The organism is Pseudoalteromonas sp. DL2-H2.2, from assembly GCF_021532535.1.
In the GTDB taxonomy this organism is placed as follows: Bacteria; Pseudomonadota; Gammaproteobacteria; order Enterobacterales; family Alteromonadaceae; genus Pseudoalteromonas; species Pseudoalteromonas rubra_A.
The window spans coordinates 200,288-223,821 of record NZ_JAKGBD010000007.1; the positions used below are offsets into that span (position 1 = coordinate 200,288).

Annotated in this window: 21 protein-coding genes; 8 read left to right on the forward strand and 13 right to left on the reverse strand. The window is 49.3% G+C overall.

The genetic code is table 11. The features are described 5' to 3' along the window. Nucleotides 1-157 precede the first annotated feature (157 nt). The 4 genes from L1285_RS13980 to L1285_RS13995 form a co-directional block, all read right to left on the reverse strand. Entirely contained in the window at nt 158-1,369 is a 1,212-nt protein-coding gene (locus tag L1285_RS13980) for a metallophosphoesterase (RefSeq protein WP_235412828.1), read from the reverse strand. Between the two features lie 99 nt (nt 1,370-1,468). Further along, nucleotides 1,469-4,258, reverse strand: coding sequence for a TonB-dependent receptor (locus tag L1285_RS13985; RefSeq protein ID WP_235412829.1), 2,790 nt, complete (start codon nt 4,256-4,258; stop codon nt 1,469-1,471). A 399-nt stretch (nt 4,259-4,657) separates the two neighbouring features. Continuing rightward, nucleotides 4,658-5,584 (reverse strand): electron transfer flavoprotein subunit alpha/FixB family protein, encoded by a 927-nt coding sequence (locus tag L1285_RS13990; RefSeq protein WP_235412830.1) that lies wholly within the window; start codon nt 5,582-5,584, stop codon nt 4,658-4,660. Further along, the gene (locus L1285_RS13995) at nt 5,581-6,333 is read right to left on the reverse strand and encodes an electron transfer flavoprotein subunit beta/FixA family protein (RefSeq protein ID WP_235412831.1); all 753 of its coding nucleotides are present in this window, start codon (nt 6,331-6,333) and stop codon (nt 5,581-5,583) included. Before L1285_RS13995 ends, L1285_RS13990 begins: the two co-directional genes overlap by 4 nt. A gap of 176 nt (nt 6,334-6,509) precedes the next feature. Here L1285_RS13995 and L1285_RS14000 point away from each other — a divergent pair, with 176 nt between their 5' ends. Further along, nucleotides 6,510-8,159, forward strand: a complete 1,650-nt coding sequence (locus L1285_RS14000; RefSeq protein ID WP_235412832.1) for an electron transfer flavoprotein-ubiquinone oxidoreductase — start codon at nt 6,510-6,512, stop codon at nt 8,157-8,159. 117 nt (nt 8,160-8,276) lie between these two features. Then, complete coding sequence (locus L1285_RS14005) at nt 8,277-8,759, forward strand: acyl-CoA thioesterase (RefSeq protein WP_125779823.1); 483 nt, start codon at nt 8,277-8,279, stop codon at nt 8,757-8,759. Between the two features lie 34 nt (nt 8,760-8,793). Here the strand turns inward: L1285_RS14005 and L1285_RS14010 are convergent, their stop codons facing one another. Further along, nucleotides 8,794-9,591: a MipA/OmpV family protein gene (locus L1285_RS14010; protein WP_235412833.1), complete on the reverse strand. Its 798-nt coding sequence runs from the start codon at nt 9,589-9,591 to the stop codon at nt 8,794-8,796. A gap of 305 nt (nt 9,592-9,896) precedes the next feature. Between L1285_RS14010 and L1285_RS14015 the strand changes: the two genes are divergently transcribed. Then, entirely contained in the window at nt 9,897-10,685 is a 789-nt protein-coding gene (locus tag L1285_RS14015; protein ID WP_235412834.1) for a response regulator, read from the forward strand. Here the strand turns inward: L1285_RS14015 and L1285_RS14020 are convergent. Further along, on the reverse strand, nt 10,682-11,035 hold the full coding sequence (locus tag L1285_RS14020) for a hypothetical protein (protein WP_235412835.1): 354 nt from the start codon (nt 11,033-11,035) through the stop codon (nt 10,682-10,684). The two genes, L1285_RS14015 and L1285_RS14020, sit on opposite strands and share 4 nt — an antisense overlap. A gap of 150 nt (nt 11,036-11,185) precedes the next feature. Here L1285_RS14020 and tsaA point away from each other — a divergent pair, with 150 nt between their 5' ends. From tsaA to L1285_RS14035, 3 genes are all read left to right on the forward strand, one after another. Then, the gene (tsaA, locus tag L1285_RS14025; protein WP_235412836.1) at nt 11,186-11,896 is read left to right on the forward strand and encodes a tRNA (N6-threonylcarbamoyladenosine(37)-N6)-methyltransferase TrmO; all 711 of its coding nucleotides are present in this window, start codon (nt 11,186-11,188) and stop codon (nt 11,894-11,896) included. A gap of 158 nt (nt 11,897-12,054) precedes the next feature. Beyond that, complete coding sequence (locus L1285_RS14030) at nt 12,055-13,779, forward strand: proline--tRNA ligase (RefSeq protein ID WP_235412837.1); 1,725 nt, start codon at nt 12,055-12,057, stop codon at nt 13,777-13,779. 126 nt (nt 13,780-13,905) lie between these two features. Further along, nucleotides 13,906-14,706, forward strand: a complete 801-nt coding sequence (locus tag L1285_RS14035; RefSeq protein ID WP_046004480.1) for a UDP-2,3-diacylglucosamine diphosphatase — start codon at nt 13,906-13,908, stop codon at nt 14,704-14,706. 44 nt (nt 14,707-14,750) lie between these two features. Here L1285_RS14035 and L1285_RS14040 read toward each other — a convergent pair whose 3' ends face one another. Genes L1285_RS14040 through L1285_RS14050 form a run of 3 tightly spaced genes read right to left on the reverse strand, consistent with a single transcriptional unit; the run spans nt 14,751 to nt 17,555 of the window. Beyond that, nucleotides 14,751-15,959 (reverse strand): ABC transporter permease, encoded by a 1,209-nt coding sequence (locus L1285_RS14040; protein ID WP_235412838.1) that lies wholly within the window; start codon nt 15,957-15,959, stop codon nt 14,751-14,753. Further along, nucleotides 15,952-16,737 (reverse strand): ATP-binding cassette domain-containing protein, encoded by a 786-nt coding sequence (locus L1285_RS14045; RefSeq protein ID WP_235412839.1) that lies wholly within the window; start codon nt 16,735-16,737, stop codon nt 15,952-15,954. Before L1285_RS14045 ends, L1285_RS14040 begins: the two co-directional genes overlap by 8 nt. Beyond that, complete coding sequence (locus L1285_RS14050; protein ID WP_235412840.1) at nt 16,734-17,555, reverse strand: DUF3025 domain-containing protein; 822 nt, start codon at nt 17,553-17,555, stop codon at nt 16,734-16,736. Before L1285_RS14050 ends, L1285_RS14045 begins: the two co-directional genes overlap by 4 nt. A gap of 181 nt (nt 17,556-17,736) precedes the next feature. Here L1285_RS14050 and L1285_RS14055 point away from each other — a divergent pair, with 181 nt between their 5' ends. Both L1285_RS14055 and L1285_RS14060 read left to right on the forward strand, forming a co-directional pair. Further along, complete coding sequence (locus L1285_RS14055; RefSeq protein ID WP_235412841.1) at nt 17,737-19,368, forward strand: M28 family metallopeptidase; 1,632 nt, start codon at nt 17,737-17,739, stop codon at nt 19,366-19,368. Between the two features lie 72 nt (nt 19,369-19,440). Continuing rightward, nucleotides 19,441-20,601, forward strand: coding sequence for a putative manganese transporter (locus L1285_RS14060; protein WP_235412842.1), 1,161 nt, complete (start codon nt 19,441-19,443; stop codon nt 20,599-20,601). 53 nt (nt 20,602-20,654) lie between these two features. On the opposite strand, the gene L1285_RS14065 is transcribed toward L1285_RS14060, so the two are convergent. From L1285_RS14065 to L1285_RS14080, 4 genes are read right to left on the reverse strand one after another with little or no spacing between them, the layout of a single operon-like run. Then, a complete protein-coding gene (locus L1285_RS14065) occupies nt 20,655-21,182 on the reverse strand; it encodes a DUF3833 domain-containing protein (RefSeq protein WP_235412843.1) in 528 nt (175 codons plus the stop codon). A gap of 4 nt (nt 21,183-21,186) precedes the next feature. Further along, nucleotides 21,187-21,774 (reverse strand): chalcone isomerase family protein, encoded by a 588-nt coding sequence (locus L1285_RS14070; RefSeq protein ID WP_235412844.1) that lies wholly within the window; start codon nt 21,772-21,774, stop codon nt 21,187-21,189. Further along, nucleotides 21,767-22,279 carry a DUF2878 domain-containing protein gene (locus L1285_RS14075; RefSeq protein ID WP_235412845.1) on the reverse strand — a complete coding sequence of 171 codons (513 nt, stop codon included), beginning with the start codon at nt 22,277-22,279 and terminating at the stop codon, nt 21,767-21,769. Before L1285_RS14075 ends, L1285_RS14070 begins: the two co-directional genes overlap by 8 nt. Then, nucleotides 22,257-23,534, reverse strand: a complete 1,278-nt coding sequence (locus L1285_RS14080; protein ID WP_235412846.1) for an SAM-dependent methyltransferase — start codon at nt 23,532-23,534, stop codon at nt 22,257-22,259. Before L1285_RS14080 ends, L1285_RS14075 begins: the two co-directional genes overlap by 23 nt.

Here is a 23,534-nt window from a genome sequence, read left to right on the forward strand (position 1 = left end):
GCAACCCGAACTAGGGTTATATCAGGCATATACGCTATCTGTGTGTGAGTATAACTATAGTGCAAAATACGCACTGCCATGAACTTTTGTTCAGACTAAAAAAGCACTGCATTAGGGTGACTACCAGCCCAAACGCAGTGCTTTTTTTGAACTCCTTTTAGTTACTGCGCCTGGCGAAGCTAAATGATGGCTCTGCTTCTAACCGGCCACTGCGATCATGTGGCGTGGTATAAAAAGACACATTCAACTTGTCATGCTGGTTATCTAATTCAATGTGCGCAAAGCCCCAGATAAAACTTTTCGACCACACCAGATCGTATTCCGGATAGCGCTTTTCCTGCTGCTGGGCAAAGGGCGTATGGGTGCCACGCATTTTTGCAGCCGCGCCGCTGATGATCAGCGGAAGCTTAGGTTTGGTGTTACCCGGCATGACGCGGCTGCAATCATCCGTCAGCAATTCCAAATCATGTTCATGTCCGGCAATGTATGCATCAGCATACTGGCACAGCTCAGGTAAAATAAGCCGCCGCAACACATGGCCTTCGTCATATTTGGTGCCGCCAATTGACCACAATATATGGTGTCCGTACACCAGTTTCCATTTTGCTTTGGAATTTTTCAACCCGTTGGCCAACCATGCCAGCTGACGATGATCCTCTCCGTTAACGGGCACTTCATGACGCTCAATGTCTTCTACCTCAGCCTGGCCGGATGCCAGTGCACTGGCCAACCCCTGCTCGCTGCCATCGGGCCGCAATGGCACCTCATAGTAGTGCTGACCTGAAAGCAGCATATTGGTATCCAGTACGAACAGCTCAACATCATTGCCCGGCTCGCCAATTGTGTAGCTGTAGTAGCCCTGGGGCGACATGGTAAAGTTTGGCTGCTTTGCCATCCATTCAGTTTGTAACTTGACCCCTTTGCGCGAGGTTTTCCAGTCGTGGTTGCCCAGCGCAGAATACACAACCAGATCAGGCTGTTGGGCAAATAAGGGCTGAAGTGGTTTTAAGATCAAATCATTCATACGTTGTTGATCGTCTTTACCATCGTTGGCGCCTGCCCCGTCAGGATAGATGTTATCACCCAGCTGAATGGCAAAGTCACAGCGCTTTTGCTGACACAAGGTTGCCATAGCCCTACCCGTGGCAATCGCTCCGGTCTGCTCTGTGGCAATGTCAGTATCGGGATAAACGTAGATCGGTGCATGATTAAACTCATCAAGCGGACGGTGCTCTTGCAACCAGTCGGCTTTTTCAGCGGCAATAAACTGCGCCTTATTTTTGGGCTTGTGGATATGTTTGAGTTTTGGATAATCGGGATGATAGCCGCCATCGCCAAAGGCCAGGAAAGAGATAGTATCTGCCGACATCGCTGAGCCGCAAAGCACGCTCAGGCAGCAAAAAACAAGTGGTTTTAAAGTCATAGGGTATACGCAGTGCCGGGTTACCCCGGCACACTCCGGCCAAGTTTAAAAGGAGGTATAAGTAAAGCCCAGCTCAAACGAGCGGCCGTATTGCTCATACTGGAAGTTATATTTTTGCTCACCGTGATAAATATAAAGCGGTTCATCGGTCAGGTTAATGGCATTGAAATACAGCTGCATTTGCTCGGTAAAGTAGTATTTCACGCTCAAATCTAACTGCATGTGGTCGTCCTGATAAACACGTGCCTCATTTTCTGTGCTCAGGTAAGCCTTACTTTTGTAGTTACCGCTAATACGAGCACTAAGTGTGTTGTCTTCATAGCCAAACATCAGGTTTGCCACGGTATCGGATTGACGGGTCAACTTGTCATCAGCATCTATCAAGGTGGTGTTTGCCGAAAACATCAGGCCATTTTTGAAGTTTTTACTGTATGCCAGTTCAATCCCCGTCAGGTCTGCTTCACCACCGTTGACGTATTGCATGACTTTTTTATAACCCGCCCACTGAGGTTTCCCTTGTACTTCCTGCTCAGTGATAAAGTTGTCGATTTGCTTGTGGAACAAACCCGCAGACATAACGCCAATGTTCCCGGTGTAGTACTCTATCGACAGGTCCAGGTTTTGCGACTCATAAGGGTCCAGGTCAGGGTTACCAACCTCGCCTTCGCGTTCGGTCACGACCTTGCCATCGTCTTCATCCGTTTCACTTTCCAGCAGCTGATAAGCAGCCGCCTCTTCAAAGCCTGGACGAGCAAGTGTTTGGGTATAAGCAAAGCGGGAGATCAGGTCGTCTGCCAGCTCGTAACGCAAGGTCAGGTTTGGCAATAAATGGTCATAGGATTTATCCACCTCCCAAGGTGTAATGTTAACTTGCTCACTGTCTGTCAGGTTGTCTTTTTCGAGTGCCACCCGATAGCCTCTGGTGGTGTAGTCTGTGTCCTCGTATCGCACACCCGTGATGAGATTGAGTTTGCCAAAATCAATGTTGATCATTGCATACAGAGCACTGACCGTTTCATCAGAGCGGTAACTGCGCCCCTTTGACTCGATGCTGGTTTCCTGTTCGTTACGCTCAAAGCTGCCCTGGTTTTGTGCAAAATAGGCTTGCAGCCCGTGCTGCGACAAACCCGGACCAAAATCACCCGGATCGTATTCTGGTGCAGCCGTTTTAAACTGCTCTGCCCTAACATCATCAAACCCGCCGTCATACACCACAGCATTAACTAAATTAAACTTCTCGCGGTCGCGGTACTTAGCACCAAACTTCAGTTCCGCATTATGCCCCGCGATCAACAGATCTTTGCTCAGATCCAGCTTAAAGCTGGTTGCCTCGTCTTCGCTGAGATTGTTTTCGTAAACAATTTCATCCAGTTCAAAACCACTTAACTGATGCGCGGCCGCACTACGAGACAGTACCGGAGTATCGCCCAGGTTCGCATATCCCAGCATCAAGTCTTCCCCGGCAAAGGCAATATCCAGGCGCTCCGGCTCTCGCTCATCTGATTTTGAGTACACCAAACTGTATTCAATAAACCAGTCGCTGATCAGATGCTCACCGCCAGCCACCACAGACAAAATACTTTGCTCTTCGTAGCGGTCTTTGGTGTCCCGGTCCATTTCTGCGCCGCTAAAATAGGCCATGGTATCGCCCGATTGCTCGCTCAGATACTCGCCTTTATCAAATTTGTACTCATTACGCAGGCGAAACTCATCGTCTGAGAACTCACTGTACATAGTTCTGAGGTAATATTTGTTGAACAACCCCTGATGCAGATCTAAGTTTAATGCCGCACCCAGTCGCTCTCGGGTAATGCTATAGTGACGCTGCTCAATTTCCTCAGCACCAAAAAATGCCACTTCCTCACCTGTATTGACATCGTCCATTTCAAGCGCCATCCAGCCACCATCGGTTTCCATATTATGTGAGCCAAACTTGCGCTCGAACCAGGAAACCGCGGTTGCAACACCCAGCTGTGTCTGGCTGCTGATCTCGTAAATATCACTGTAACTTGCCGACAGTTTCGGGCTGCTCTTCTCGACCTGCTCATTGTAGGCTCCCTGCACCGTAAAGCTGTAGCTCTCCCCTTCGCGGTCAAAGGCACTTAAGCTTTTCACTTCGATGCTGCCGCCAATGGCATTGGCATCCATATCCGGCGTGACCGTTTTGCTGACTTCCAGGCTCTGGATAATTTCACTCGGCAGTACATCCATCGCCACACTGCGTACACCGCCTTCTGGAGACGGCACGGCAGCACCGTTAATAGTCACATTGTTAAGGTTCGGATCTATGCCCCGAATGCCCACAAAGCGGCCTTCACCCTGGTCACGTTCGATAAACAAACCCGGTAAACGTTGCAGCGCTTCAGCAGCATTTTGATCCGGTAACTGACCAATGCTGTCTGCGCTGACCACAGATTTAATGCCATCGGCATTTTTTTGTCTGTTCAGGGCACCTGCCTGCCCGGCACGCTGCCCTTTGACTATGATGTTGTCCATTTCCCCCTGATAAGCACTGAGCTGAACTCGTGTTTGAGTCACCTGGTTGTCTTTAATCACAACTTGCTGGGTAACAGATTGCGCACCAATGTAACGCACTTCCAGCGTATAGGTGCCAGCCGGTAGATTGATGAATCTGAATTCACCATTTCGCTCAGAGCTGACTTCGCGGCCCAACTCCTTGATGGTAACTTTGGCGCCTTCAAAACGGGCTTTGTTTTGCTGATCGGTCAGTTCACCTTGCAAGGTATTGGCAAACGCAGGCGCACTTAACACGCCAAGTGCCATAGCAACGCCAACGCAGGCTTTGGATATCACGGAAGGTAGAGTATTTTTCATATTTTTCTCGCACAGAAAGAGTCGTTTATAAAATCCGCAAAGACCTTAACCGTGCTCAATGACCAAATTATTGCAGCTAGCGTCGGTACAGGGCTTAACCCCCTTGAAACCAAGCCGTTTTCACGCTGGGTGAGCCAAAATGCCCCCTTCTATAGCAGTAACCTATGGGATTTGAAGAGAAAAAAGCGCTACATACGCTCAGGAGTACAATTATATGAGCTGTTTTGACCCCGCCTAAGAAAGGCAGCTGATTAAGGCTGTACTTTTTGGTTATGAACTAACAGACAGAAATGGGGAGCAAGCTAAAAATCATAAAATTGGCGTCATAATGACACGCTGGTTAAACGAAAAAAGCCGCGGCACTGGCGTGCTCACGGCTTTAACAACCAGAATTTGTTGTTACAGGGCTTGTTCGAGCTGAGGTAATACGTCGAACAAATCAGCCACCAGACCGTAATCAGCCACCTGGAAAATAGGCGCTTCCGGATCTTTGTTGATAGCAACGATGACTTTAGAATCTTTCATACCTGCCAGATGCTGAATCGCACCGCTAATACCAACGGCAATGTATAGGTCTGGCGCTACGATTTTACCCGTCTGACCGACCTGCATATCATTTGGTACAAAGCCTGCGTCAACCGCAGCACGTGACGCACCAATGGCCGCCCCTAGTTTGTCTGCAATGCCTTCCAGCAGTGAGAAGTTCTCCCCGTTTTGCATGCCGCGACCACCAGAAATAACCACAGGTGCCGCCGTTAGTTCAGGGCGCTCAGACTCAGTTTGCTCAACACCGACAAAGCTGCTGCTGGTGTTTTCTACTGACGCAGTCAGTGTTTCGACGGCAACAGGTGCTTGCTCACCGGCCGCGTCAAATGCACTGGCACGCACAGTGATAACTTTTTGTGCTTCTAATGATTTAACCGTAGCAATGGCGTTACCAGCATAGATAGGACGCATAAAGGTATCTGCATCTACCACATCTACAATTTCAGAGATTTGTGATTTATCCAGCAATGCCGCAACGCGAGGCATGATATTTTTACCTGTGGTCGATGCCGCAGCCAGAATATGGCTATAGCCTTGTGCAAGTGTGATAACCAAGTCCGCTGTGCTTTCGGCCAACTGATGATCAAACACGCCGTCGTCAGCCAGCTTAACCGCCGTTACACCTGAGATTTGCGCCGCTGCCTCTGCCACCGATCCAACGTTATGACCCGCGACCAGAACATGGATCTCTGCGCCAAGCTTGCTCGCCGCATGAACCACTTTTGCCGTTTCTGGCTTTAATACACCATTTTCGTGTTCAGCAATGACTAGTACGCTCATGAGATCACCTTAGCTTCAGTTTTTAGTTTATTAACCAGTTCTTCTACACTTTCAACAACGATACCCGCTTCCCGTTTGGCAGGCTCTGCCACACAAACCAGCTCTACACGCGGCGCAAGATCAACGCCCAGCGTATCTGCTGCAATCACATCAAGTGGTTTACGTTTGGCTTTCATAATGTTGGGCAAAGATGCATAGCGCGGCTCATTCAGACGCAGATCTGTGGTTACAACCGCAGGCAGGTTAAGTGCGACCGTTTGCAGACCACCGTCTACTTCACGCGTGACAACCGCTTTACCGTCTGCAATTTCAACTTTAGACGCAAACGTGCCCTGAGGGCGTTTAGTCAGTGCAGCTAACATCTGACCAGTTTGATTGTTGTCAGAATCGATAGATTGTTTGCCCAGAATAACCAACTCAGGGCTTTCTTGCTCTACCAGCTTTGCCAGTAGTTTAGCAACATGAAGTGACTCCAGTTTGGCGTCAGTTTCAATGTGAATGGCTTTGTCAGCGCCCAACGCCAGTGCGGTGCGTAGCTGCTCCTGGCAGGCCTTTTCGCCTATCGACACAGCAATGACTTCGCTGGCTGTACCGGCTTCTTTAAGGCGGATTGCTTCTTCTACCGCTATCTCACAGAACGGGTTCATTGCCATTTTTACATTGGTCAGATCAACATCGCTGTTGTCGGCCTTGACTCTTGCCTTGACATTGTAGTCAATCACGCGTTTGATTGGCACAAGTACTTTCATGGTTACTCCATCATCTGGTTATTCTATAGGGCTGACGTAAACGTCAACAAAACAATTTAATGAATCCAGACTACTTCCTGTTGACGTAAACGTCAACCTAAAATAACCTTAGCTTAACCTTAACAAAACTAAAGCCTCGTTTTAGTTAAACTACCGTCAATCTATGTGAGGTAAAAATGGTCGAACGCGAAACCATGGAATTTGATGTTGTGATCGTTGGCGCGGGCCCTGCGGGCTTATCGTGCGCGATCCGACTTGCACAACAGGCACAGGAAAAACAACAAGAACTGATGATCTGTGTCGTTGAAAAAGGCTCAGAGGTCGGAGCACATATATTGTCTGGTGCTGTCTTTGAAACTAAAGCGCTGGACGAATTAATCCCGGATTGGGCTGAAAAAAATGCCCCTGTCACCACAAAAGTGACCGAGGACGAAATCTACCTGTTTAAAGATCAGGACAAGGCAACCAGTATTCCCCACTTTGCCGTGCCGAAAACCTTTAAAAACGACGGCAACTACATTGTCTCTATGGGCAATGTCTGCCGCTGGCTGGCTGAGCAAGCTGAACAACTGGGTGTGGAAGTATTCCCCGGATTCAGCGCGCACTCGCTGATAGTCGAAGATGATGAAGTGAAAGGCATCATCACCGGTGATATGGGTGTTGGCAAAGATGGCGAGCCAAAAGACAGTTACATGCCTGGTATGGAACTGAGAGCCAAGTACACCGTATTTGCCGAGGGTTGTCGTGGCCATCTGGGTAAACAGCTGATCAGCCAGTTTGCACTGGATAAGGATGCAACCCCTCAGCACTACGGTATTGGCTTTAAAGAGATCTGGCAAATTGACCCGGCAAAACATCAGGAAGGTAAAGTTGTCCATGGTACGGGCTGGCCGCTCGATAACGAAACCCACGGTGGTTCGTTTATGTACCATGCCGAGAATAATCAGGTCGTAGTTGGATTAATCATAGATCTTAACTACAAAAACCCCTATCTGAGCCCGTTTGACGAGTTTCAGCGTATGAAACATCAGCAAGTCTTTAAAGGCACGCTGGAAGGTGGTGAGCGCATTGCGTACGGTGCTCGTGCGATTGCCAAGGGTGGCCTTCATGCCTTACCTAAAATGCACTTCCCTGGCGGACTGCTGGTGGGCTGTGACGCAGGTACCCTGAATTTTGCCAAAATCAAAGGTAACCACACCGCGATGAAATCGGGCATCATTGCCGCAGATACCATTGTGGCGGCCCTGAGTGAGGAAGCACATCGCGCAGACTTAAGCGAATTTACCGATAACTTCAAAAGCAGCTGGCTATATGACGAGCTTTATCAGTCACGTAACTTTGGCCCGGCCATGCATAAGTTTGGCCGCATCTTAGGCGGTGCTTACAACATGGTTGACCAAAACCTGTTTTCAGGTTCATTGCCTTTTACACTCAAAGATACCACGCTGGACCACGCCTCGCTTCGACTGGCAAAGGATTCGCAGGAAATTAGTTATCCCAAGCCAGACGGAAAACTGAGTTTTGATAAGCTGTCGTCGGTGTTTTTATCCAATACCAACCATGAAGAAGAGCAGCCTTGTCATTTGCAGCTTAAAGACGCCTCTATTCCTATTCAGGTAAATCTTGAACAGTATGCAGAGCCTGCACAGCGTTACTGCCCGGCAGGTGTGTATGAGGTCAACGAAGATGAAAACGGTGATAAACAGTTTGTGATCAATGGACAAAACTGTGTTCACTGTAAGACCTGTGACATCAAAGATCCGAGTCAGAATATCACCTGGGTGACGCCAGAAGGCGCAGGTGGTCCTAACTATCCCAACATGTAATTTATGCTGGCAGGTGTCCCAGACCTGCCACAAACGCTTTTTATCCTAAATTGCCGGGGCAAAATGCCCCTTTTTTTCTATACTTAAGCAAACGTTTTTTGGAATATGAGGTGCCCTATGGCGCAGCAATCTGAAGTGGTGTTTCGCTTTTTAGCCGAGCCAACCGATGTGAACTTTGGTGGTAAAGTGCACGGTGGCGTAGTGATGAAATGGATAGATCAGGCGGGCTATGCCTGTGCCGCGGGCTGGAGTGGCGCCTATTGTGTTACGGTTTCCGTCGCGGGCGTGCGTTTTCACCGCCCTATTTTGGTTGGCCAGATTGTTGAAGTCTCTGCACGCATTGCCCATACCGGCAAAACCAGTATGCAGATTTTTATTCAGGTACGTTGTGGCGACCCACAAAAGCAACACATGGTCGAAACCAATCATTGCATCATCAGCTTTATTGCCATGGACCAAGCCGGCTACCCTATTCCGGTTGCCAAGTATGAAGCGAAAACCCAGGAGCAAAAAGCGCTGGAGCAATATGCCATTAAGATGAAAGAAATCGCGATTCAGACTGAGTCGTTATTACAAAACACGCTGGATCAGGACGACTGAACCAGCGTGATCATGAGCAAAAACAGTATGACAATTAAAATTGGTAAAGCGCACCAATAAAGGCAACATCCATGGTGTCATCACCGACCAGTGGGCTTTTGCTGATCTCATCATCCAGCTTCGTTCTGCTGACACTACCGATTAAAGTGATTTCTGGTGTCAGCTGATAATAAGCATTTAGACCAAAGGTTACGTTTAATGCATTGTCATCGGTCTGATAAGCCGTTCGCCCAACTGATGCATTGATATTTTTACCGCTGATCCCATAGACGGTATTTACGTAATCTGCATCCAGCCAGCGTACCTGCGCCTGTGCAGATATACCAAATCCATTAGCACTTTCATATAAAGGGACTTCTGCGCTGAACGTAAAATTGGTTGCGTCAGATTCATCAGACAAGTCGGTATGTCCCGACAGCCCAAACCACAAAAATTTGGCCCCATAGTTTAAAACCAGCTCTCCATCCGGGGCATCGTAGCCTTCAAACACTTTACTGCTGGAGCTGTTATCGCCAAACAGGCTGTCGTAGCCCTCATTGCGATAGCCAAGACCCGCGTAGGCACTAAAAACATCCTTGATATTCAGAAACTGATAACCAATTGTCGCGTCTTCATTAGAAAACCAGTTGCCTTTTTTAATGTCGGCCATAGGTATCAACGCAAATTCGTTGTCAACGCCTTGCCAGGGCAGATCAGCCACCAATACGCCAGCCCCTACTTTGACCTCCCAGTCATCTTGCCCGGGTTCAGAGGCGTAGCTATTCACGCTTGCCAGACCCAAAAATAAGCCACCTATAGTAGCCGCTAACGTGTGTTTAGTAATCCCGATCATAATGAGCTCCTTTGTCTCTAAAAGTGTTATTGCGCTGAGATTGAAAATACGGGAAAGCCGTGAATAGCCATGTTGAGCAACCCCCTGACTCTCCCTAAATCTGTGGCTCAATAATGCGCTGAATAAATGCAAAACTCAGTGGGAGCCTTGTGAGCAAGTGTAACTTTGCGCACCTTTTCACAACAATTACTCACATATACAGCGGTACTCCGTGGTTAAGTCACCCAAATTGGAACGGTTTAAAATTATCCAATAGAACTCTTACCTACTGGTATGAGCTGTGCTATGATTGCCGCCGGCTTAAAATGTGGTCAAATGTAGAGCAAGTAGTAGTGAGAAATGTCCGGTTTTTGGTGGTCGATGACTGTACCACTGTGCGCAATGTTGTGCGCAACATCATTAAAACGCGTCTGGGGTCAGAGCAGGTGCTGATGGCCACCAATGGCAAGCAGGCACTGCAGATCCTCGAATCACAACCGGTCGACATTATTATTTCTGACTGGCAGATGCCCCAGCTCAATGGCGAGGAGCTGCTCTATCGGGTGCGCAACAGCGCCAGATTCAAAGACATCCCTTTCATTATGATGACCTCAAATGGCGAGCGGGACTTTGTGATTACAGCCATTCAAAACGGCGTCAGTCATTTTGTAGTCAAACCGTTTCGGGCAGACAAACTGGAAGCCGCAGTTAATAAATCCTGGAATGGGGCAAGTAAGCGTGACTCTGTGCGTCACTCAGCTCTACCCTCACACGCAATGCGGATCATTGCATCCGATGCTTTGCTTGAGGGCAAAGTGCAAAATATCAGTCACACCGGTATGCAGGTTTATACCGATTATGTCGATGCCCTGAAACTCTATAAAATCACAGAGTTTAACCTCAGCTTTAACAATTTTGACGGGCCTCACGCACTCAGTATTTCACCTTTGTATGGCACCATAGTGCGTATTGAAGCCAATGATGGCCCGGAACAGGACTGCTTATTAGGGGTTAGATTTGAGCTGGATAAATGCGCGACACCGGTAGTTAAGAATCTGGATAAACTGATGCAAAAGCTCAACAACGCTGTGCCGGATATCGTCGATAATCACTAGATTGCCTGTCTGGCAAGCTCAAACAGGGTTTTATTTGTGTGCCTAATCAGTTCATGACGCGGCATATCGCACTGAGACATGACCTTGCTGACAACCAGCTCAATTTCACACTGTAAGGCCGTATTAAGCTGTGTGGCGCGAATAGTGCCATCTCCAACACCGGCAAACAACGGCTGCAAGAAAACACGCCGTTTACGTAATTGCTCAACCACTAGTGGCATGACCGGCGATTGCTCGGAAAAGACCTTGCGACAAATATGACTGACCAGACGACTATAGGTCGGCTCTATCATATTGGAAACCATCTCGCCTTGCTGCGCAGCCTTGGGTGAACTTTCGATACTAAACATTTTACAAACCAATACATCATGTAATAACCCGATCCTAGCTACAAACCTGAGTCTGGGGAATTACACCTGATTACAGCACGTTGCAGTTGCATTTGTTCCGCAGGCATTACGCCGTTACAATACGCGCAAAATTACTTGCCGGAACAACGCGTGCATTTCGACATACAGCCCATAGGGGTGATCCACTCACCCTACAAACAAAAATTTGCCATTCCAAGACAACCCCGACTGGTGCCAGAGGCCAGAGCCAAACTGGTATTTTGTGATGCGTTTAATCGCGAAGAGTTTGTGCGTGGCATCGAGGAATTCAGCCACCTTTGGCTGTTATTTCGCTTCCATGAGACCGCCGACAAAGGCTATTCCGCATTAGTGCGCCCACCCCGTTTAGGCGGTAACGAGCGCAAGGGCGTGTTTGCAACCCGTGCAACCTTTAGGCCCAATGGTATCGGCATGAGCGCGGTAAAGCTCGAAGGAGTCGAATACAAAAACGGTCAACTGGCCCTATTGTTATCCGGGATTGACCTGCTCGATGGCACCCCGATTGTGGATATCAAGCCCTATTTGCCCTATTCCGATGCGCTCAGCGATGCTGCTGCCGGTTTTGCCGATACCCGCCCCCAGACGGCGATGACAGTGGCATTTAGTGAGCAGGCTGAGGCTTTTATTAATGCCCAGCACGGCTATCCGGAGCTAAAAGCCTTTATCACCAATGTGCTTAAACAAGACCCGCGTCCGGCTTATAAGAAAAAACAGGCCAGCACACAAAGTTATGGTATGAACTTGTACGATTTTAACATTCGCTGGCAAGTCGATGGCGAACACAATTATGTGCTGGAAGTCGCTCATATCCGGGCGGATTGAGTAAAAATACTCCAGCCATTTAAACAGTCGCTTGTTCGCGGTAAATAAAGCTTTTTAAGCGGTTTTAGCACTGTTAAACTAACCCGACAAAAATACTACAACAACGTATGGTTGCCCGGGCAAACGGCCTGAACAATCATCAATCGAACGGAACAAGTATGCGTACCAGTCAATATATTTTAGCGACTCAAAAAGAGACGCCTGCAGATGCAGAAGTGATCAGCCATCAGCTGATGTTACGCGCGGGTATGATCCGCAAACTGGCCTCAGGTTTATACACCTGGCTACCTTCGGGGCTGAAAGTGCTGCGTAAAGTAGAAAAAATTGTCCGCGAAGAAATGGACAAAGCCGGCGCCATTGAAATGCTGATGCCTATTATCCAGCCCGCCGATCTGTGGCAGGAATCGGGTCGTTGGGAGCAATTTGGTCCTGAGCTGCTGCGCATTAATGACAGACACAATCGTCCGTTTGCACTGGGTCCGACTCACGAAGAAGTGATCACCGATCTGGTACGCCGTGAAGTCAGCAGTTACAAGCAATTGCCTCTGACTTTGTATCAGGTTCAGACTAAGGTGCGCGATGAAGTGCGTCCACGTTTTGGTGTAATGCGTGCCCGTGAATTCACCATGAAAGATGCTTATTCTTTCCACCTGGATGAGGCCTGTCTGGAAAAAACCTACCAGGCTATGCATCAGGCTTACTGTAATATCTTTGAGCGCCTGGGACTGGATTACCGCCCGGTTATCGCAGATACCGGCTCAATTGGTGGTAGCGTGTCACACGAGTTCCACGTTTTGGCCGAATCGGGTGAAGATGCCATCGCGTTCAGCACTGAAAGTGACTACGCAGCTAACATCGAAAAAGCAGAAGCCGTTGCGCCGTCTGAGCCTCGCCCGGAGCCAGCTAAAGCACTTAACACCTTTGACACACCAGAAGCCAACACCATTGCTGAGCTCAAAGATAAGCACGGTGTTAAACCACATCGTGGCGTTAAAACGCTGATAGTCTATGGTGCACCTGACGAAAACGAGCAGCGTGGTCTGGTTGCCCTTATCTTACGTGGCGACCATGAACTAAACGAGCTAAAAGCCGAGAAACTACCTTTGGTTGATGCTCCGCTGGAAATGGCCAAAGAAGAAGACATAGTCGCGGCGATTGGTGCAAAGCCTGGCTCTTTGGGTCCGGTTGGCCTGAACATGCCAATCATTGTTGATCGCAGCGCTGCGGTAATGGCAGACTTCGTTGCGGGTGCCAATAAAAATGGTGTTCACTACAGTGGCATTAACTGGGACCGCGATGTAACAGAGTACACAGTTGCAGATCTGCGTAACGTGGTTGAAGGCGACCCAAGCCCGTGTGGCCAGGGCAAACTTCAGATCAAACGTGGTATTGAAGTTGGTCACATCTTCCAGCTGGGCACTAAGTACTCAGAATCAATGAATGCCGGCGTACTTGGCGAAAGCGGTAAAAACCAGGTCATGACCATGGGTTGTTACGGCATTGGCGTATCTCGTATTGTTGCCGCTGCAATTGAGCAGAACAATGATGACTACGGCATTAAGTGGCCACAAGCCATTGCCCCATTTGAGCTGGCTATTGTACCAATGAACATGCACAAGTCTCACCGTATCCCGGACATTGCACAGAAGTTCTACACGGATCTGCAAGCGGCAGGGATAGAAGTGCTGTTTGACGATCGTAAAGAGCGCCCGGGTGTCATGTTTAACGACATGGAGCTGCTTGGTGTACCCTTTACCTTAGTCATTGGCGAGCGTAACCTGGATAACAATCAGGTTGAGCTGAAAAACCGCCATACCGGTGAAAAGCTAATGCTGGACATTGATTCAGCGGTTGCAGAAATCGCCAAAGCGCTGGGCAAGTAAAGCCCCACAGGAGCGCCCCCGTGCGCTCCTTACTCTTTTGCAGTGTCATAATAGCTTCTCTTAACTGCCCTGCTTTTGTCATCCGTCGTCTCTAACTTAGGGTTTATTACGCTCGAGAGCATGGCTATGACACACACCTACTATCCGACGATTTGGATCTCTGATGTCCACCTCGGCTATAAAGACTGTAAAGCCGAATTTCTGTTAGATTTTCTCAACAGCACCCGCTGCGATACTTTATACCTGGTCGGTGACATTGTTGATCTCTGGTCTTTAAAACGTCAGTTTTTCTGGCACCCAAGTCACTACCAGGTGCTGGAGTGCATTCAGCGCAAAGCCGAAAACGGTACTCGGGTAATATATATTCCCGGCAACCATGACGAAACGTTTCGTAACTATGTCGGCAAAACCCTGTTTCATGTTGAAGTCCATAAAACCTATATCCACACCACCTCGGCAGGTAAGCGGTTTTTGCTGTTGCACGGTGACGATTTTGACTCCGCCACCCGCTACAACAAACTTATCAGCATCATAGGTGATGCGGCGTATGATTTTTTACTCTTCCTCAACCGCTGGACCAATCGGGTACGCAGGTTATACGGCGGCCACTACTGGTCTTTGGCATCCTGGCTCAAAAACCGCGTACACAAAGCCCGCGAGGCAATTCATGCCTTTGAGCAAGCCGCGGTTCACGAAGCGAAAAAACGCGGTGTTGATGGTATTATCTGTGGCCACATACATCAGCCCAGGATCTCAGTGATGGACGGTATTGTGTACTGTAATGATGGCGACTGGATAGAAAACTGCACTGCCCTGGTAGAAAACGAACAGGGCCGCATTGAACTGCTGCACTGGTCAGATATCAAAAAAGTCCTGACGGTGGTTGAGCCAGAGGCTGTTTCTTCTGAGGACGTGAAGGCTGCCTGAATTGCCAGCATGGTTAATGTGTGAGATTAACCATGCTGTTGGCGTTATCTGAACAACACCGCTTCGCGGCTAAACCAGCGGACACAACACGCCAACAAGGCGCCGGCAAGAAGTGTAGAAGCCAGAAAAATCAAGCCGACGGCCTGATAGTCGACGGTCCCTTTGACAATTTCCTTGATAGCCAGTGCCACATTGGTAATGGGGATCCAGGCGGTTTTGGCAGTCAATGTCATGTTAGGCAAAACCGAGACCACAATCGGCACAAACACAAACATGCTGAGTGGTCCCATGTAATTCTGCGCTTCTTTGAAGCTGCGCGCATAAATTGAAATGGCCAGCACCAGGGATGATAACATCATAGCGACCGGCAGCAACAAAGCAAAAATCAGCAGAAAATCCCACTGAGTCACCGTTGCAAATGCACTCAGGATAGGATCCAGTGCACCAAACCCACTGGCAATCCAGATCCACACAGACATACTGGATACGGTCACCAGTGCACAGGCAATGGAACTGATTAAAATGGTGAAAAATTTCCCCAGTACCAGCTGAGTGCGGGTCAGGGGCGTTAGCAACAAGGTTTCGAGTGTGCCACGCTCTTTTTCACCGGCCCCCAGATCAATGGCCGGGTAGCTGGCCCCCATCAGCACCAGCGGGATCAACATATACGGAATAAACGCACCAATTTTTTCGCCAATGTTCTCTCGCTGATCGGCTGTATCGACCTTTTCCATCTCCACAGGTTTAAGTATGGCAGCCTGTTTTTCCACAGCCACACCAAGCTCGCCCAATGCCTGCTCCCTGAGTGTGGCCGCGTACTCATCTATTACTTTCTTGATCCGGCTGTAAATATAGTTGATGGATTGGGCATCATTAAAGACCACCTGAAACCGCGTCTGGTTACCCATACTCAGCTGCTTATCAGGCTCTGCCGGAATATAAACACCCACATCAATAATGCCTTGCCTTACTGCATCGCGAAGCGCTTCGACACTATCAAGTTTGGCTTCGCCGTCATAGCGCTTAAAACTGCGATGATAGAATAAGGTATCAGCAAAGGGGCGCGCATAGTCTTCGTTTACCACGTAAAAGGTATGAACCTGTTGCTCGGCTTCCAGCGCCGCTTTAGACGTGAGAAATGCGACAAAGGCGAATAACACCGGAAAAATAACAATTGGCAGGGCAATGACAAAGAACAAGGTTTTACGGTCTCTGAGCAACTCCCTAAGCTCCTTTAACATGACTTCAAACATCTTGTGCCTCCCGAATGATAGTCATAAATGCCTGGTTGAGCTCATTATTGCGCCCCAGCGTACGAAAAGCGTCCAAGTCGCCTTCAAAGCAGCTTATTCCTTTGTCAATTACACACACCTTGTCGCACAACATATCGACTTCGTCCAGATGATGGGTAGAGAAGATCACGGGTGTCCCCTGCTCTTTAAGCTGCCTGATAAAGGTCAGCACGGTCTGTTTGGTCATAATATCCAAACCTGTGGTCGGCTCGTCCAGAATAACCACCTGAGGCTGATGTACCACAGCTCTGGCAATATTGGTTTTTTGCTTCATACCGGTAGACAAGCTGTCTGAGCGCTTATCGAGAAACGCGGTCATGTCCAAAGTTTCAAATAACAGCTCGCAGCGGGCCTTGAGTGCTTTGCCTTTGAGGCCATGCAACCTGGCAAAATATTCGACATTTTCTTTGGCGGTTAGTCGCCCGTACAGGCCTGTCGTCCCCGACAAAAAGCCGATACAACGGCGGCCATAGAGCGGGTTTTTAACAATATCCTGCCCATCGACCAGAATTGCGCCGCTATCTGGCGTAAGCGCCGTGGACAGCATTCTTAATGTGGTGGTCTTGCCCGCGCCATTTGGGCCAAGTAGCCCAAGCACTTCAGCTTGCTGGCACTGAAACGAAACAGACTCTACGGAATGAAAATAGCCATCCCGCTCTCTGGCGTCCTGGCTGGTTTTGTTTTTGCTGTGCTCCTTGCTGAGCTTGAAGCGTTTTTGTAAACCTTCAACCTGTATCACTGTGTGTCCTTGTTTGTCGCTTTGTGCCGCTTGGGCCGAAAATAGTCGGTGTCATTGTAAAAAGCCAGGTCCTGTTGCCCCTGATACCACTGAGGTATTCCCAGCAAAGGCAAAGGCGACATCTGCTTATTGTTATCGAGCAACCCCTGCTGCTCAATCATGTTGGCCAGTTGCTTATCGAGATGGCGATACTGAAGCGCCAGCGGCAGATGATAGAATGCTTCATCAACCTCAATACACACTACTTTGCCCGTTAGCCCGATAAACGGCTTAGTAAGCATTTCATAGTTGGCATGGCCAAACACAAATGGCAGCAGGTTATGGTGCCACATTGCGCTGTATTCATAAAAAACTTCCTGCCACTGGTGTGCTCTTAACGCGGTTTGCCAGCTCATATCAGGCACCGCCAGCACCACGCCACACTCATCAAACAGCGTCAGCGCATTGCGCTTTTTACTACGTTGCTTCAGGCCATGCTCGGCAATTTCCTGCATATGCAGCTGATTTAACAAAGATTTGGTTTGAGGAAACAGACACCAGATCAAAGCCCCAAAGAAGTCATGCCAGTTATTTTCCCGGGTTGGAATGCGATTAGTCTGCGCGATAATCTCTTCGTAGTACAAGGTTTCGCCTTCCAGTTCACTGTTGGGCGTAAACACCACCTGGCGGTTATGCTGCTGGTCTTGCTGCGCATTCAGCCATTCAAAAGCGGGCCAGTCTGCGTGCTGGCTGAGTGTAAAAAGTTCTTCAAGATGCTCGAAGGGTGCCTGAGTAAACAGGTCTGCATGCCAGTGCTCTGGCGCGGTAAATTTATTCATATTGCCGGTTAGTCTTTCTCTGGCACAGTCAAAGCCGCCATTTTAACCCAGCATGGGCTCGTATCCCAGCCAACTTTGTGTAGTAAATAGCCAAACCCGTCAATTATCGCCAAAAGTCGAAATCCCCGTACAAATAACGTTATACTAGCGGCGTATAACAACAAGCGAAGATAATAACACTATGAAACTAAAACTCGCGCTAAGCGCACTTTCTGTTGCTGTGTTAGCTGGCTGTATGGCGACACAAACCAACCAGCCTGGCGACGTAACCGCCGCTTATAACAGCATTAACGCTGAGCAACTGACTACGCATATTAAAACCCTTGCCTCTGATGAATTTGGTGGCCGCGCCCCGTCTACCAAAGGCGAAGAGCTGACACTGGCATATCTTAAAAAGCATTTCACTGAGCTGGGTTTCCAGCCAGGCAATGGCGACAGCTTCTTTCAGGAAGTGCCTCTGGTATCCATCGAAGCCGATCCTAACATGACCCTGAGCATTGGCGGCAAAGATTACGAGTATAAGAAAGATATGGTGATGGGTACCGGCCGTATCAGCAAACTGGAGTCGATTAAAGATTCAGAGCTGGTGTTTGTCGGCTATGGTGTCAATGCCCCAGAATATGGCTGGAACGATTACGAAGGCCTGGATGTACGCGGTAAAACTGTGGTCATGCTGGTTAATGACCCAGGCTTTGCACGCAAAGATCCGGCTTTGTTTACCGGTGAAGCCATGACCTACTACGGCCGCTGGACATACAAATATGAAGAAGCGAGCCGCCAGGGTGCAGCAGGTGCTATTATCGTTCACGAAACCGCGCCAGCCTCTTACCCCTGGAGCGTTGTTGAAAACTCCTGGAGTGGCCCTCAGTTTGGCTTCCAGAAAGAAAACAACAACATGGACCGTGTCGCTGTCGAAGGTTGGGTAACCAGTGATGTTGCCAAAGAGCTATTTGCAAAAGCGGATCTGGACTTTGCCGAAGCAAAAGAAAAAGCGGCGGCCGGTGCCTATCACGTAGACATGGGCGACTTAACTGCGTCTGTCACCGTGAAAAGTAAGATCAGCACCTCAACGTCTTATAACTTCATCGCGACCCTGCCTGGTGCCAAGCACAGTGACGAGCACATCATTTACTCAGCACACTGGGATCACTTGGGCACAGATCCTAACCGTAAAGGCGATAAGATTTACAACGGTGCACACGATAATGCAACCGGTACAGGTGGCATGATTGAAGTCGCCGAAGCTTTCAGCAAGCTGCCTGTTAAACCGGATCGTTCAATCACTTTCCTGGCCGTGACCGCGGAAGAACAAGGCCTGCTGGGCTCAAAATTTTATGCTGCAAACCCGGTTATCCCTGCGGATAAAACGGTTGCCAACATTAATATGGACAGCCTGAACTTGCTGGGCAAGGTAAAAGACATCAGTGTTGTGGGTATTGGCAAGTCATCGCTGGACGAAATGCTGGAAACCGCCGCAAAAGCACAGGACCGTGTTGTCTCGGGCGATCCACGTCCGGCTGCAGGTGGCTACTATCGTTCAGATCATTTCGCCTTTGCTAACATGGGCGTCCCGGCCATGTATGCCGGTGGCGGTACTGAAGCGCGTGACGAAGCCACTGAGCAATACCGTAAGCGTATGAGCCTGGTTTTACGCGGTTGTTATCACCAGCCTTGTGATCGCTACCGTGAAGAATGGGACTTAAGCGGCGCGGTACAGGATCTGCAATTGTTCTTCCAGGTAGGGTACGACATTTCTCAGCAGAGTGAATGGCCGACCTGGAAAGCAACTTCTGAGTTCCAACGCAACAAATAAACGCAAATGATATTGATTTTCATTTAATATCATTCTAAAGTGCAACTGTGTTTTCAACCGGTTGCACTTTTTATGCTCTCACAATCCTACTCTACAACCACCAAACGCAGCTCAGCTCTCTCTTCGTTACTGGCAAACAAGCGTTTGCTGCTGCCGATGTTAATCTGTCTGGCATTGCTATTTGACCCTCTGCGCACTTTAACCATTGCCACGCTCGCTGACGCGTTTTTTCAGGTGAGTGTGTTTGTCGCCGGTACCCTGGCAATCTATTACTTTCTTATCGACAGGCTGCCTCAGTTGGAGCTCAGTTACCTCAAAGCCAGGTCGCCGCTATTGGAGATCTCAATGGCCGCAATACTCGGGGCGCTACCCGGCTGCGGCGGTGCAATCATAGTGGTCACTCAGTTCACCAAAGGACAGGCAAGTTTTGCCTCTGTGGTTGCTGTATTGACGGCAACCATGGGCGATGCCGCGTTCCTGCTTCTGGCTAAGAAGCCGCTCGAAGGCCTGACTATCATCGCCCTGGGTGTGGCTGTGGGCATCGTCAGTGGTTTGGTGGTTAATATGCTGCACAAACCTGAATTTTGCCAACCCAACAGGCACAGCAGAACCGCCATAGAGTGCAAAACGCCACCCAGCGCTATCCGCTTTAGCGAGCCTGTATGGCGCTGGGTTTTACTACCTTGTGTGGTTATCGCGCTGCTTATCGCTTTTAATACGGACCTGGGCATATTAACCAAGCCTGTTGAGCTGGCAGGCGCAGCGCTGGCCCTGTTCGCCCTGACTATCTGGGCATTGTCTTCAAAAGGCCAAAGCTACCGCGAAGTCACCGCTGAGGACGATGAACAGGATCCCCCTTCCAAACTGGCCAAGGTCATCCACGACACCCACTTTGTGACCGCATGGGTGGTGGCCAGCTTTATGCTGTATGAACTGTCCGTTGCCTTGTTTGGCCTGGACCTGGCGGCCTGGTTCTCAGAGTACGCAGTATTTGCGCCGCTGATTGCCATTGCAATTGGTATGCTGCCCGGCTGTGGGCCACAGATTGTCGTCACCAGCTTGTATATTCAGGGTGTCTTACCTTTCAGTGCATTAGCTGCGAACGCCATCGCCAACGACGGTGATGCCCTATTCCCGGCACTGGCGCTGGCCCCCAGGGCCGCTGCTCTGGCCACCCTTTACTCGGCGATACCCGCCTTGCTTGTGGGTTACGGCTTATATTACTTCAGCTGAAAACATAAAGGCCTGCTTGTGCAGGCCTTTTCAACGTCAAGTTCTGTTTGGTTTTAAGTATCATGCTTTTCAATGATGAGGATAACTTCCCCGACTTTAAAACCCCATTTGATGATTTCTGTGCGGTTAAACAAGCGTTTTTCGTTAACCAAATACATCCAGTCGTCTAGCGTCACCTCCAGCGGCTTACCCTGATATTGGATTTCCAGCTGATATCGCCAATACAAAGCCGACCCTGCCGTTTCGCCTTGCGCAACCCCAATCACATCACCGGCGGTACCTTTATAGCGATTGTCTGCGGTTTTCTCGAGCTGCCAGACTCTGGTTGACTTCTCCCCGTCGTCGAAGCGAAACCACTCTTTCAGCTCACCTTTATTGCCGCGCCAGGTGCCTATCAAGTCGGCCTCAAAGCGCCGGGTAAGATTGCCACTGCGATCCAGCACTATCCCGTAGGCCGTGAGCTCACCTTCAAAAAACTGCTCCAGTGCCAGCTCTGGTTTGGTGTCGCTGTATTCCGCAATCGTTTTGCTGGTGCAGCCACTCAGAGCCAACGCCAGCAGCAAAGTTATAACTAGTTTCATTGTGTTACCTTCTTCCTATGAGCTGCTTTCTTAGCTCAGGCTCTGTGGTTTTTTCGGACAGCCAGATCCCTAAAAAGGCCGGCCCAAATGCACTGTCCTTAATCGCACCTAAAAAACGCGCCGACGCTTTAAGATCAGATTCGGACAGCGACCCACTCAGCTCAGCTGGCGGTTCAGGGCGGAAGTAAAAGCGACTTTGCAGGTCCTCATCGACCACCAGGATCAACTGGTTACCTTTGCGTATATCAGGCCAAAGCTGAGCAAGCTGCCGCAGCCATTGTTCACTGTTATCAAGCGAAAGCTGCTGTTTTTGCCACTGCTCTTCGGTTGCGTCAACCAACTCCTGCGCCTCAATGTCGCGCTTGTAGGTCAAGCTCAGTATCTGGGGATATTCAGTTTCCCGATAAGCCTCACCGCCGGTGTAAAGCGCAGCTGAGTAAACATCCCAGAACAAATAGCGCAAGTCTGCCGTACCGCGTAAATCAAGCTCCGACAGCTCAATTGATGTTGATGCCTCAGCCTGCGTCGAAACCACAGCGTGCGCCACAATTAATGCAGCTGACAAAATCAAGCCGTTTAACTGTTTAAACATGTTGTACTCCTGTTTTCGCGACAAAACGGCTGTTAAGGTGAACGACCAGAGGCAACACAACCGCCCAGACAGCGCCAAAGACTATAAACAAATTGAAAACGGTCAGCGCGCTATCAAGTGCACCGAGTTTTATGCCGCCAATGTAGCTCAGAGCGCCAAACACCGCACCGAGTAAAGACTGAACGCCCAGATGGCAACGTCCTAGCCAGCTCAGACTGTGGTTGAGCGTCAAGGTAAAATGCACCCACAAAAAAGCAAGCCACACAGGAAGCCAGGGCTGATCACCGGCAAACTGGATGACGCCCGCTGCCGCCAGAGCTTGGTCTACCAATAAACCTACCGGTACAACCATAAGGCTACTGAGGTCAGCCTTGCGACTTGGCGACAACGCGAAGTGCAGCGCCAGCAACACTATGACCCCAATCAATGCGTGATGAGTGAACAAAGCACTCAACCACCACACTGACTGGAATATAACGAGGTTAACTAGCCAGAAATTGCTCATCATTGACCCCAACATATCTGGGTTTACGTGCAACTAAATGATGCGTACTGATCACCCGCTCCAAAAATGCGCCTTCACAATATTGCAGATAAAAGAGCCATAAACGTCTGAACTGCTCGTCAAATCCAAACGTGCGGATCTGTTGCCAGTTCTGCTCAAACTGAACCCGCCAGCGTTTAAGCGTTTGCGCATAATGCAGGCCGATATCGTCTATATCTCGCACCACCATATCCGTCTGTGTGGCCAGGTGTTGTGACATCACAGCCACAGATGGCAGACACCCGCCTGGGAAAATATAACGCTGGATGAAATCCACGTTATTGCGGTAATGATCGTAGCGACTGTCAGAAATTGTAATAGCCTGCAGTAGCATCAGACCATCGTCTTTTAACAGGCTGCTGCACTTGGCAAAAAAGCCCGGCATAAAACTGTGTCCAACGGCCTCGATCATCTCGATGGAAACTAGCTTATCGAACTTACCCTCAAGTAAGCGATAATCTTGCTTTAACAGGGTTATCTGCCCCTGCAAACCAGCCGCTTCAATTCTTTGCGCTGTATAGTCATGCTGAGCGTCGGAAATCGTCGTAGTTGTTACCTTACAGCCATAGTTTTGCGCCGCAAAAATTGCCAGTGCTCCCCAGCCCGTTCCAATTTCTAGTAAATGGTCATCGGCGCTCAGCTCTAGTTTGTCGCAGATGATTTTTAGCTTGTTATGTTGGGCCTGCTCTAGGGGCTGATCTAAGTTTTCAAAGACCGCGCTGGAATACATCATGCTTGGGTCAAGAAATGCCTGATACAGATCATTACTTAAATCATAATGGGCCAGTATGTTTTGCTTAGAGCCCGACTCACTGTTGCGATTGCCAAAGTGAAAGAGGCGATTTTTCACGGCGGTAAGCCAGGACATTTTGCCTTCCAGCTCATCCAGCTGAGATTGCGCGCGGGCAAACATGCGGATCACTTTGGTCAGGTCCGGGCTATGCCACTTCCCTTCAATAAACGCCTCAGCGGCGCCAATACCGCCTCCTTTAAGCACATCCAGGTAAAAACTAATGTCATTGACGAAAATGGTCGCCTGTAGTCTGGGTTGCATCGCCCCCAGCACGACTTTTTCACTGCCTTCAATGATCTCAAGGCGGTCATGTTCCAGTTTTTCAAGCAACTTAAAAATGACGGCTCTGGCCTTATTTATCATCAACTGATGCCACCAGGATACCGTGGCAGGCTTAGAGATGGTTTGGCTATTTTGTTCCAT